Source organism: Brachyspira pilosicoli, from assembly GCF_036997485.1.
Taxonomy (GTDB): Bacteria; Spirochaetota; Brachyspiria; order Brachyspirales; family Brachyspiraceae; genus Brachyspira; species Brachyspira pilosicoli_C.
In genome coordinates, this window is record NZ_JAWLPU010000004.1 from 22,407 (window position 1) to 34,738 (window position 12,332).

Below are 12,332 nucleotides of genomic sequence, written 5' to 3' on the forward strand. Positions count from 1 at the left end.
AGAAATATTATATAAAAGTTATAATTTTTATTGTGCAGTACATACTACATCATTTATTTTTAGATATGGTGATATATTTCTTGAGAAAGATACATTAACTTGAGTTTCGCTCAATATTTCTACAACACCTGCTACAGTACCGCTTTGAAATGCATAAGAGTTAGCATCTTGATTAGCTGTTGGATATATATGTTCTATATTTCCATTGAATTTAACTTCTTCACCTATAACATCTACGCCAGGAGCTGCAGCTTCTTCTCCAAATTTTAAAGATATTGAACTAGTAGAGCCATCTGTTTCCAAAAAGACCCAAAGGTATGCTTGACCTAATACAGGACCTGAGCTTTTTAGTCCATTAGCTGTAGTAATTAATTGGGTTTTTTCTGATTGTTCTATAGGACCTGTATTTGCCTTACAAGATATGAAAAATATTATTATTGATAAACAAATAGTTATAAAACTTATTACTTTTTTCATGATAGTGCTATCTCCTATTCATAAATAAGTATAATAAATTTATTTAATTTAGTCAATACAATATATCTTTTATTTAACAGGTATTTCACATACGGCTTCCATCACTTTTATATATGGAGCCACATTTTGTGTGAAGCTAATTTGCGCCCTTTTTGAATCCAATATCTCTAAACTTCCTGTAATTGTTCCTGTTTGAAAAGCATAAGTAGTATTATTTTTTCCATCTGTAGGAGATGTGTCTTGTATATTTGCATCATAAGTGATTGTTTCTCCGCCAGTAGCGCTGCTTTCACTGGTAGAATTCCCAAATCTAATTGAAACACTACTCTCTGCTTCTCCTGGTGTTATTTTTATCCAAAGGTATATTTCACCTAACACAGGACCAACACTTTTTAAAGCATCTGTTGGTGTACCTTCTACTACTATTGGACCTGTATTCGCTTTACAAGACATCAAAAATATTATAAGTAAATTTATCAATAATATAGTTTTTTTCATAAAAAACTCCAAACTCATATATCTATTTAATTATCGACATATATACTTTAATTTTTAGCAGTAGTAACATATTTATTGCATGCTACATTTTGAATATTTAAATATGGCTGAAAAAGTGTAGCAAAAGATATGTTTATTACATTTTGGTTTATTATGCTAAACTTTCCAACTACTTCATTATTATTAAAAGCATAATGCGGAAATTCTCCATCAATAGCAGAGTTACTTATATCAAACCTATCTTTATCTTCAGATGGAAATGAACTGCCTCCTATCCACATATAAATACTTATGCCATTATCATTTGTTATTAAAACATTTAATTTTTCATTTGCTGCGTTTATACTTACATCATTTTTGCTAATGTATAGACCATAATATTTCGAATTGGTAAGAAGGTCATTTTCGGCATTATATGGAGTTTGAAATAGAGGGCTCTGACAACTCATAAAAAAAGAAATTACTAGCAATATAAAAGAAATAGAAATTGCTATTTTAATATATTTTATTCCCTCCATTTATTTAATAATCCTTAAAGTATTATGGAGCAGTACAAATTACATCTCTTACACTAAGGTATGGAGGTGTATTTCTTACAAAACTTATTTTTATTTGATTTGCAGATAGTACACTAAAATTACCAGACATTACACCAGTTTGAAAACTATAATTACTGCTTCCTGTTTCTTGATATAATTTATCTATAGTTTCTGGGTTCATTGTTATTGCACCGCCAGTATCTATTATTCCTATAGTTATTTGGTTTGCTGTAGTTACTACTTGTAGTTTATAATTTTGACCTAAAATAGGGTCTATACTTGTATAAGTATTGGGATTTTCTATTGTTGTTGCTGTTGTATCAAATTTTTTACACCCAACGAATATTATTAATACCATCAAAATTGCAAATAAAAATATTTTCTTATTCATAAGCGAAACTCCATTAAACTCATATATATATTATAAGAAATTTATAACATATAGTCAAATCATTACTTATATTATCGGATAAATAATAATAAAAATAAATCCATATCTTAATTTTTATATTATATTAAAATGTTTTAGAGCATTAAATATTCCATCATTATCAACATCATCTGTAATATAATCTGCTATTTTTTTTACACCTTCATTGGCATTGCCCATAGCAACTCCTATAGCAGCATGCTCAATCATAGTTATATCATTACCTCCATCACCAAAAGCAATAGTATCTTCTAATTTAATACCATAATACTCTATAATCTTATCAATTCCTATATGTTTTCCTCCGCCTTTGGTATTAACATCTGTAAAAGCTGGATGCCATCTGCTTGATTCGCAATTTTTAAATATTTTGCTCATTAACTCTTTTTCTTTATTTTCATCTACAAATAAATTTATCTGCAAAATATCATCTATATTCTTTTCTAAAAACTCATAATAATTATCTACTGCCGGTATTGGAAGATTTATAGATTTTGAAACCTCTTCAACTTCTTTCGTAACATAATTAATAAATATACCGCTATTCATCATAATAGAGCATGGAAATAATTCTTTGTTTTTTAAATAATCTATTAGAGAATATATTTCTTCTCTTGCTATAGAATGCCTATATATAGATTTATCTCCTATATAACAATCAAAACCATTAGCCGTAATATAACCATCAAAAACTAAATCATCTATATTGTTTATATGTTTTTTTATTCTTCCTGTAGCTATAAAAACTTTAATTCCTTTTTCTTTTAAAAGTCTTATAGCTTCTTTTGAAGAATCTGAAACTTTATGAGTATTAAAACTTACCAAAGTTCCGTCTATATCAAAAAATGCTGCTTTTATCATATATGTATCCTTAAATAAATGTTATATTATATTAAAATGTTTTAGGGCATTATATACCCCTTCATTATCAACATCATCTGTAATATAATTAGCTATCTTCTTAAGACTCTCATTAGCATTCCCCATAGCAACTCCTATACCAGCATGCTTTATCATGCCAATATCATTCCCCCCATCTCCAAAAGCAATAATTTCAGACAAATCTATACCATAATATTCTATAATTTTATTAACTCCTACTTCTTTGCCTCCATATTTAGAATTAACATCTGCAAAATTAGGATTCCACCTGCTTGATTTAGAATTTTTTAATACGTTGCTAATTAAATACTTCTCTTTATTTTCATCTACAAAAATGTTTAATTGTAAAACTTCTTCATAATTTTTACTAATATAATTTCTAAAATCTACAGCTTCTGGAATAGGAAATTTATTATCATTATACATTTTCTTTACATCATCATCTATGTAATTAAGAAATATGCTTTTACTAGTTATAACAGTGCATAAAAAATTATCTCTATCAAGATAATCAATTAAAGCGAACAAATCATCTTTATCTAAAGAAACTCTATATATTTCTCTAAGCTTGTTATTTTTATTAATAAAGCAACTACATCCGTTTACTGTTATATACCCATCAAAATCACCCAAATCATCTATTTGAAATAAAGTCCTGCCGCTTGCTATAAATATTTTAATTCCATTTTTTTTAAGTTCTTTAATAGCTCTTTTAGATAAATCAGAAATTTTGCGGCTTTTAAAACTCACTAATGTACCATCTATATCAAAAAACACAGCCTTTATCATATTTTTAATAACCTATTTTATAAAAAAATTAATTATTATATTATATATTAAATTATATAAAAAAGCGAGTGAAAACTTTTTGCTTTCAACTCGCTTAAAATAAAATATTATTTTAATTGTATATAATTTACTCTAATTTTATAGAATATGTTATTTCCCATTCTTCATTTCTATTATCATTAAAATCTTTATATTTAACAACTATCTCTTGTTCTTTACCTTTTTCTAATACGAAAGATGAAGGCGTACAAGATATTACTTTTTCTGATTGACTTTCTACGTTTAGCTTTTTATCATTAGGGTTATATGCTAAAGTTAATAAAGAATTTTCGTAGGCAGATATATGAGTTACAGTTCCGCCGTAATCAGGGAAACCTAAAAGCCAATTATATTTAATGAATTTTGTATCTATATCAATTTTAAACATAGTCTTTTCTATATCTGCTATACTATATTTTGTGCTTTTTTCTGATATAGTGCTGTCATTATTTTTTATAGTGATTATGCTGTTAGCTGTTGCTCCAAAACTAAGCTCTTTACCTTCTCCATAATTTCCAAGCATTTCATATGTTTTTGACTGACTGTCTTCATAAATAGAAGCTCTTGTAGCATATACTAAATATGCTTCATTTTTTATTTTATATCCTCCAAAACCAATAGGATTAGAATAACTTTTAATGCTTATATTTTTTACTGATTTAGATGAAACAACAACAGATATTCTATTACCTTCTTCTTTTAAATTTAAATAAGGAGAACGTCCTGGTTTTGTTCTTGTTGCTATATCTCTTGGTTTATTATTTTCTTTATGTATTGAAGGAACATAATCTGTTGCTCCTAATTCCATTTCTCTTTTATATTCATCAAACAATGTAACGCTTCCATCTTCTGAAACAAATCCTATAGGGTCATATTCATAAAAGAATCTTCTGTCTTGATAATTCTCTATTGCATCAAATTTAGTAGGATATTTATTACCCAATGTAGAGCCTGTTTCTACTATCTTGGCATAAGCAAAGATAAATTTAGAATATTTATCTATAGCTATTAAATAATTGTTCATAGGTACATTAGCAGCTGAACCATTAATTCTCATAAAAATAAATCTTTGAAGTCTTTCAGATTTATTATATTCTCCAGTTGATGATACCAATGGATTTTTATTAACATATTTGTATACAACCATATCAGATATTGATACATTAAGAGGGTAGGTTACTTTATTGCCATCATTTCTTGCATCGAAGTTAAATTCATTTTTTAAATCGTCTCCTTTAATCCAGCTTCTTCCATCATTAGGTATAAAGAATCTATATTCAGGAACATTACCCTTACCAAAATTTACTTTCATAAACCAACTGTCTATAATGCTTCCGTCAAATATATATTTTTCATCATTCCAGCCATAATATCCATCTCCCTTATAATTTGGATTAAAAGGGTCCTCTTCTGGAGATAAATTTTCTCCGCCTCCGCCTATATCTACATCAGAGCCGCCTGTATCACTTTCTGATGAATTAACTTTTTTATTATAATAATATCTTGAATCAAAAGGCCTCGCACAAGATATTAGAATCAGCATAGCTGCTATTAATAATATATATAATTTTTTCATTTCATAACCTCTCATTGCATAAAAAAACACTAACTCTATTTAAATATAGGAAAAAATAGTAAAAATCAATACTTTTTATTATTTTTTTTATTAAAAAAGCGGAAAGAATTTTTTAACTTCCTTCCGCTTTATTTTTATAAAAATTAATTATTTTGTTCTAATATATATGGCTCCCCATAATCTCCGCTATTTATAATATGATCAGCAGTAGTTAAAGAACCTGTTGAAACATATAGATTAACACCTTTATTTTCTATCTTTAATCCCCAGTAACGTTTAAATCCTAATAAATCTTTACGGTCTTTGTATGCTGATAATAAATTGTTTCCTTCTTTCACCTTTGAAAAATCATAAGTAGTATCAAGTTTTCCATTTACATAATATTCTACCACTTTTCCAGTAGAGTCAAATTTGTAGCTATCTTTCGAACGTTTATATGTTTTACCTTTAACTACATCATAAATATAAGGACCAGGGTCTTGATAATTATAATATCCAGTAACTGTATTATCTTTGCTTAAAGTTGTAGGGCTTAAAGAATCTACACTAAACTCTACAGTTATTATTTGACTATTACTATCATTATACTTATATTTTCCTTTAGTATCATCTATTTTCTCATAGCCGTAAAACTCTATCTTTGAAGTTTCTATAACTTGGTCTGTATACCAGTCTATTTGTTCATAAACTATAGAAGCTCCTCCTGAAGAGAATGTGTATCTATCTAATTTTGTACTATCAGAAGCATTTCTTATTTCAAATACTTTACCTGCCACAGCATTTAAGAAATTATCTTTTATTAACATGCCGCCTCCAAGTATAGCTTTCCAACCGTAAGTTGCATCTCTAAGTATATCAGTAGGATAAGCTAAAGAGCCGGTGGACATTTCTAATGTATTTCCTTGGGAAGTTACTCTTAAAGCCCAATATCTAGGGAACCAAGTATTTTGCTGTTTGTATGCAGCTTTGAAATATTCTGTTCCTACTTGAGTATAATCATATTGTGTGCTTTCTCCGCTTGCATAAGTAAATGTTAAAAGCTTACCATCAGAACTGAAGCTATATTTATAACTATTATCTTCAGCTATATATTCATTTCCTCTAACCATATCCAAGAAGAATGGGCCTTTGTCTGTGGCTGTAGAATCTGCTAATGCAGAGCCTTCTCCATTATATATCATATTAGGATTAACACCCAATTTAATAACAAGAGTCTTATCATTAGATGTATATGTAGCTTGTATTCCGCTTACATTATCTAATTTATATGTTGTAGAAACATCTTCTTGCTTATAAACCATTTCTACATAAGTAAGTTGTGTAGCATCTTTATTAAATATATATTTGTAAGCATTCAAACTATTTCCATTTCCGCTGTCAGGCTGTGTGTAGTCTCTGTAAAAATAAGTTTTTCCTGCAACAGTTGAAACAAATTCGCTAGGCATGCTGCTGTCATCTATAAATGCTTCATAGTCATTTAAATCTCCTATCATAGCAGTGCCAGGATTTAAATTAACAGATTCTGTACCGCCTGATATTCTTCCATCTTTTTTATTATTATATTCACTTAATTTTAATCCCCAGAATACGTTTCCGCTCTTAGAATATGCTGCTTTAGATTCTGAAGGAGATGATTGTTCTACAAAGCTGTATGTAGTAGTTTTTCCGTTTTCAATATATTTAAATGACATACCATCAGCGCTAAACTCATAAGTACGATTTGCTTCATTGTTTTTAAATATTTTGCCTGCTACTCTATATATAAAATCTGGACCATTATCGTTATAATCAAGTATATATTCTCTGTTTTCATCTTTTATTTTATCATATATACCAAGTCCTGTTATAATTACATCTCCGTATTTTAATGATGTAGCACCTGCAACTTCAGAATATGAAAGCTCTTTGCTAATTATTTGACCATCATAAAAATTGTTAACAATAAATGTTACGGTTTTTCCATCATCAGAAAACTTATATGTATATAAATTCAATCTATCTCTTACAGCATAAGTTTTGCCTTTTAATTGATCCATTATAGTTTGAGGGTCTATATCTTCTATTGCAACCATATAATAAGGGGAGCGTCCTGCACTGCTTGCATTATCATATCCTGCTACATTTCTGCTTGCATCATGCACTTGAGGAAAATAGGCATTAGCATCTCTAGCCATTTCCTTTTGATATTCTTCATATAATGTGAGCGTTAAAGAGTCTTTACTTTCATCATAACTCATAAAACCAATAGGGTCATATTCATAAAATTTCTTTTTTTCTCCATACTCTTCTACAGGTTTAAACTCGGTAGGGTATTTTTGTCCAGCGGCTTCTCCAGTTTTAGTAATTTTAGCATAAGCAAATACTAGTTTAGAGTGTGTATCAATAGCTATTAAATAATTATTAAGAGAAACAACAACTGCTTTTCCTTGAAGTCTGTAAAATAAAAATCTCTCCATTCTTGTAGATTGATTATAGCCTGAAGTAGGCTCAACTAAGGGGTTTTTATAATTATATCTATAAAAATTAGCTGGATTTATATTGTAAGTTTGTGCCTTATTGCCATCATCGCTTCCATTAAAATAATATTCTGATGTTAGGGTATCTTGTAATTCCCAAGTTTTAGCATCTTTTTTGTAGAATTTGTATATTGGCACATTGTTTCCGTCAAAACTTGCACCAAATAAAAACTCTAATATTTTATTTCCATCAAATCTATAATTAATATCATTCCACTCTCCATTTATAAAAGGGTCTTGGTCAGGAGGTATATCTTCATCTCCTCCTATATCAGAAGTAGGATTATCAGCTTCAGAATTTGAGCTTGCTTTTTTGTTATAATAATACATAGGGCTGAATCTTCTTGCACAAGAACTAAAAAATAAACTAACTACCAGTAATATCAGTATTATTCGTATTTTTTTCATAAACACCCCCAGTGTTTTTATTTGTTTTTAATAAATAAAAAGCGAGTGAAAACTTTTTTGTTTTCACCGCATTTTAAAAATATTTAATTAATTTATTCATTTACAGATTCAAATTTTAAAGTGTAAGTAATTTCAAATTCTTCACCATTTGAAACATCATTACCCTTCATCCATTTGTATCTTATAGTAATATCTTTAGTATCTCCTCTCTTAAGAGTAAAATTAGGTGTATAATAGCTTATACTTGTAGAAAGTCCGTCATTATTCATAATAGAATTTTCAGTATCCACAACAAACTGCTGATTATTAATATCGTATTTTAATTTCAAAATAGGAGCAGAAACAGTTGCCATATTTCCACTTCCACGTTGTCCAAATTTAGCTGTATCAGCAAATCCTGTTTCTTTATTGTATTTATCAACACGAGAAGCTAACTCTATTGTAGCACCTTTATCTATATTTTTTACTTCATTAACTATTTGAGAAGTAAAGTCAGCTTGACTATTAACAGCTATTTCTTTTGTTTCACTTAAATATATCATACCTGTCATAGATTCAGATTTAGGGTCTAAGTTTTCTATATTTTGTAATACTCCGCTTCCCATTTCATTATTATAAGCTACTCCTCCTATTGTATATGTAAACCAAGCTTTATTTTGAATACTACCTCCAAAAGCTCCTGCCCAATATTCTCTGCTTTTTACACTTATATTTTTCAAGCTTTTAGCCATTATTGTTATATTATCTTTACTGCCTGCTTCAACTTTAATAGGCATGTAAGGAGATCTTCCTTCTGTTTCTGTTGCTGAAGCTATTGGTCTTTCTAAATTTATAACATTATCTTTTACTCTTGGTGCATATCTGTTGTTGCCTATAGAAGTTAAACACCAATCAAATATTTTTATAGTCTTATCTGGAAGAACGACACCAACAGGATCATATTCATAAAAATATTGTATGCCTTCAGTATTATTAAAATATATAGGGCTATTAGAATAAGCATCAGCTTCCCACCCAACTTCGACAGCACTCCAAGCTATAGGCATTTGTGCTATTACAACTTTTGTCCATTTAGTAGGAACGCCAAAAGCAAATACAAGTTTAGAATAAGTATCTATACATATTAAGAAGTTATCGACCACTTTTCCTGCGGAGCTTCCTATCAAATGATAAAAATAAAATCTTTTTAATCTATCACTTTGATTATATGAGCTGTTAGGGTCAAATGTTGGATTTTTTCCTTTATATAGATAATAAGTTACTCCTGTTATAGAGAAATTTCCAGCTGAAGACGATAAATCTCCGCCGTTTTTATAACTATTACTGGCAGAATTAACTGGTGTCCAAGTGCCTTGCTCTAATCTATAAGTAGGTCTGTTATTACCGTCAAAATCTGCCCTTATAACTAAATTATCAAGATCTAAAGTAAAACCGCCGTAGTTAGGGTCATTCCAAGGCTTATCGCCATTATCGTTATTAAAAGGGTCTTCCTCTGGAGATAAATTCTCATCACCCCCGCCTAAATCTGGAGGCAATATAGTATCATTTGTACCTGAAATAGAATTGCTGGTTCTATTATAATAGTACATAGGATTAAAGCCCCTCGCACAAGAACTTAAAAACAAAATACTTAATATTAATAATGAAAATGATATAAAAGTTCTTTTCATAAAGATTGCTCCGCAAAAATAGTATCAACTAACTATTGATTATCCCTTAAATGCTAAACCTAAACTTAAACCGAAGTCTAATGAATTAATATAATATGAAGGCAATTTAGTTTCAGTTGTGAAATTAGGTCTTACCGCTTCCATTAATTTTAATAAAGAATCAGGCATTGTTATATATTGAGGACTGTATAAATTAAATCTTGTATATATTCCTAAAGTAACTTCAACTCTATCATTAACTGGCTGATTGTATTCAAGCATGAATTTTAAACTAAGCATTAATGGATTCATATTTTTTATCATAAAATCTGTTACTATTATTTCCCCAACTTCAGGAGTTAAAACTGTAGCATCATCAGCATAAGCTAAATATGATGGAGATAAATCTGCTATTAATTTTCCTCCAACTTGAAGACCCAAAGATAATTTGCTGTTTAAAAAATAAGCCTTAGTACCAACTCCGAAACTAACCACAGGAGCATAATTAACATTAATATACATATTAACAGTTACGCCTTCTATTGTGTTTCCAGCAACCTGTCCAGCAAATCCGTTACCAACCCCAATAGAACCATATAAACTCATACCGCTGAACTTAGCAGGATCTAATCCGCCAAACCATTTTTGTGAACCAAATAAATAACCAAGCTCAGCTTCTCCGTCCATAGTGTATCCTACAGAACCTTTCATATATGCAGCACCTATTTTATCTAAATCTGATGCACTAATAGATGGTAATGTAGCAGTACCATTAAAATTGGCCTTTAGTCCCCATACAAATCCTTCGTCAAAGGAATAAAGATTTAATGCTGTAACAAAAAATATTATAATAAAATTTATTTTCTTTCTCATATATAAACTCCATTTATTAGCTTATCTCTATAATTTAAAGCATATAGCATATTTAATTTAAGTAAATATACATAATGCGATTTTTGTCGAAAAAATTATTTTATTATATATTTTTTTTACAAAAATAAAACATTTTATACATATTTTACTACATTATTTTATTTTTGTATATTATTTTTTATACATTTTTTAATAAATGTCTATTATATTATCGTAATTTATAGCATGTATTTTTATGAAATAGTAAAAAATAAATGTTAATATGGTTTGTTTATTTTACATATTATAGGGAACATAATATAATTAACATAATATAAGCGGTATTGATTAATTATAAAAAACAATATATTATAAAACACAAAACTATTTTTAGGAGTTTTTATATATGAGTGACAATTCTATAAAATATAGTTCACCTGGTAATTTAATTTCGTTTGAAATTAACAAGTCTTACAATATATCAAATTTTAATGTAGATGAGAGTCTTTTAAATAAAGATCAAAAGGAACTTTTAGAAGAGATGATAGTATCAAGCATGAATGATGCTATTTCAAGGATTGATACTCTAAATGTTAATGATAATAAAAATGATAATTATAAAAACCCTTTTAATTCTTTTAATATGAAGGATATGGATAAGGCATTTTCTGATATAACAAAAATGACTACAATAAAATATGATGAAAATGGAAAACCAATTATCAATATATCATTAGATGCAATAAATCCAGATATTATATCTAGAATGAATGATATTATTAATAACAATAATGATGATAAGGATAAAAATTGAGCGGCATTGATTCTTTAGATAAACTTACAGAGATGATAGCGAGACTTCCTGGGATAGGGGGAAGAAGTGCTATGCGTATTGCTTTGTATTTATTTGATAGTGATGATGAATATTTAAGTGAGTTATCTAATTCTATTTTGTCACTGCATAAAAACATAAAGCTTTGTAAGGAATGTTATTCTTTAAGCGAGAATGATATTTGCAATATATGTGCAAGTGATAAAAGAGACAGAACAAAGTTATGCGTAGTAGAGTCTTATACTGATATGATTGCTATTGAAAAAACGGAAGAATATACAGGGATTTATCATGTTTTGGGAGGATTAATAGAGCCCCTTAAAGGAATAGGTATTTCAGACATAAGAATAAAAGAGTTAATAGATAGAGTTAAAGATAATAGCTCAATAGAAGAGGTTATTATAGCATTTGGTGCTTCATTAGAGGCAGATACTACAGCATCATATATAAATAAAACTTTAAGAAACAATAATTTTGATAAAAAAATAAGCCGCATTACTTATGGCATATCATTAGCAAGCGATATTGAAAATGCTGATTCGCGTTCATTAGCAAGAAGTATTGCAGATAGAGTAGTTATGCAGTAGGGTAGTATATAGTAAAAATTTTAAGTTTATTGAAATCTGTTTTTTATTTTAATTATTTTCAGGGACTAGCCCTCTGCGAAGCGTGCCTGTAGGGTAGAACTCCAAGTTATTTTACCGAGTAGCTACCTTTCGGTATTGGTATAAAAGAACCTCATATCCTTCGGATACGCTTCGCAAAGAACTGCATTTTTTATCTCAAATCATATTTATATATGTTTTTATTTCTATGCACTTTTTACAACTTTTTGCTGCGGGAAA

General features: G+C 28.7%; 12 protein-coding genes. 2 read left to right on the top strand and 10 right to left on the bottom strand.

Going from position 1 to position 12,332, the window contains the following annotated elements:
• Positions 1-27: 27 nt before the first annotated feature.
• From R4I97_RS10265 to R4I97_RS10310, 10 genes are all read right to left on the bottom strand, one after another.
• Positions 28-477, bottom strand: coding sequence for a hypothetical protein (locus R4I97_RS10265; protein ID WP_335784957.1), 450 nt, complete (start codon positions 475-477; stop codon positions 28-30).
• 69 nt (positions 478-546) lie between these two features.
• The gene (locus R4I97_RS10270; RefSeq protein ID WP_335784958.1) at positions 547-975 is read right to left on the bottom strand and encodes a hypothetical protein; all 429 of its coding nucleotides are present in this window, start codon (positions 973-975) and stop codon (positions 547-549) included.
• Positions 976-1,022: 47 nt separating this feature from the next.
• Complete coding sequence (locus R4I97_RS10275; protein WP_335784959.1) at positions 1,023-1,424, bottom strand: hypothetical protein; 402 nt, start codon at positions 1,422-1,424, stop codon at positions 1,023-1,025.
• A 91-nt stretch (positions 1,425-1,515) separates the two neighbouring features.
• Entirely contained in the window at positions 1,516-1,905 is a 390-nt protein-coding gene (locus R4I97_RS10280) for a hypothetical protein (RefSeq protein WP_335784960.1), read from the bottom strand.
• 114 nt (positions 1,906-2,019) lie between these two features.
• Positions 2,020-2,805, bottom strand: a complete 786-nt coding sequence (locus R4I97_RS10285; protein ID WP_335784961.1) for a Cof-type HAD-IIB family hydrolase — start codon at positions 2,803-2,805, stop codon at positions 2,020-2,022.
• A 21-nt stretch (positions 2,806-2,826) separates the two neighbouring features.
• Positions 2,827-3,615, bottom strand: a complete 789-nt coding sequence (locus tag R4I97_RS10290; protein WP_335784962.1) for a Cof-type HAD-IIB family hydrolase — start codon at positions 3,613-3,615, stop codon at positions 2,827-2,829.
• 127 nt (positions 3,616-3,742) lie between these two features.
• Entirely contained in the window at positions 3,743-5,230 is a 1,488-nt protein-coding gene (locus R4I97_RS10295; RefSeq protein WP_335784963.1) for a hypothetical protein, read from the bottom strand.
• A gap of 143 nt (positions 5,231-5,373) precedes the next feature.
• Entirely contained in the window at positions 5,374-8,154 is a 2,781-nt protein-coding gene (locus R4I97_RS10300) for a hypothetical protein (protein ID WP_335784964.1), read from the bottom strand.
• Positions 8,155-8,246: 92 nt separating this feature from the next.
• A complete protein-coding gene (locus R4I97_RS10305) occupies positions 8,247-9,824 on the bottom strand; it encodes a hypothetical protein (protein WP_335784965.1) in 1,578 nt (525 codons plus the stop codon).
• A gap of 39 nt (positions 9,825-9,863) precedes the next feature.
• The gene (locus R4I97_RS10310; protein WP_335784966.1) at positions 9,864-10,676 is read right to left on the bottom strand and encodes a hypothetical protein; all 813 of its coding nucleotides are present in this window, start codon (positions 10,674-10,676) and stop codon (positions 9,864-9,866) included.
• A gap of 385 nt (positions 10,677-11,061) precedes the next feature.
• Here R4I97_RS10310 and R4I97_RS10315 point away from each other — a divergent pair, with 385 nt between their 5' ends.
• Both R4I97_RS10315 and recR read left to right on the top strand, forming a co-directional pair.
• Positions 11,062-11,469 carry a YbaB/EbfC family nucleoid-associated protein gene (locus R4I97_RS10315; RefSeq protein ID WP_335784967.1) on the top strand — a complete coding sequence of 136 codons (408 nt, stop codon included), beginning with the start codon at positions 11,062-11,064 and terminating at the stop codon, positions 11,467-11,469.
• Positions 11,466-12,074, top strand: a complete 609-nt coding sequence (gene recR, locus R4I97_RS10320) for a recombination mediator RecR (protein ID WP_335784968.1) — start codon at positions 11,466-11,468, stop codon at positions 12,072-12,074. Before R4I97_RS10315 ends, recR begins: the two co-directional genes overlap by 4 nt.
• Positions 12,075-12,332 lie beyond the last annotated feature (258 nt).

Bases quoted from the DNA above. Each gene is read 5' to 3' on its own strand.
- R4I97_RS10265 (WP_335784957.1), bottom strand. From the start codon at position 477: ATGAAAAAAGTAATAAGTTTTATAACTATTTGTTTATCAATAATAATA.
- R4I97_RS10270 (WP_335784958.1), bottom strand. From the start codon at position 975: ATGAAAAAAACTATATTATTGATAAATTTACTTATAATATTTTTGATG.
- R4I97_RS10275 (WP_335784959.1), bottom strand. From the start codon at position 1,424: ATGAGTTGTCAGAGCCCTCTATTTCAAACTCCATATAATGCCGAAAAT.
- R4I97_RS10280 (WP_335784960.1), bottom strand. From the start codon at position 1,905: ATGAATAAGAAAATATTTTTATTTGCAATTTTGATGGTATTAATAATA.
- R4I97_RS10285 (WP_335784961.1), bottom strand. From the start codon at position 2,805: ATGATAAAAGCAGCATTTTTTGATATAGACGGAACTTTGGTAAGTTTT.
- R4I97_RS10290 (WP_335784962.1), bottom strand. From the start codon at position 3,615: ATGATAAAGGCTGTGTTTTTTGATATAGATGGTACATTAGTGAGTTTT.
- R4I97_RS10295 (WP_335784963.1), bottom strand. From the start codon at position 5,230: ATGAAAAAATTATATATATTATTAATAGCAGCTATGCTGATTCTAATA.
- R4I97_RS10300 (WP_335784964.1), bottom strand. From the start codon at position 8,154: ATGAAAAAAATACGAATAATACTGATATTACTGGTAGTTAGTTTATTT.
- R4I97_RS10305 (WP_335784965.1), bottom strand. From the start codon at position 9,824: ATGAAAAGAACTTTTATATCATTTTCATTATTAATATTAAGTATTTTG.
- R4I97_RS10310 (WP_335784966.1), bottom strand. From the start codon at position 10,676: ATGAGAAAGAAAATAAATTTTATTATAATATTTTTTGTTACAGCATTA.
- R4I97_RS10315 (WP_335784967.1), top strand. From the start codon at position 11,062: ATGAGTGACAATTCTATAAAATATAGTTCACCTGGTAATTTAATTTCG.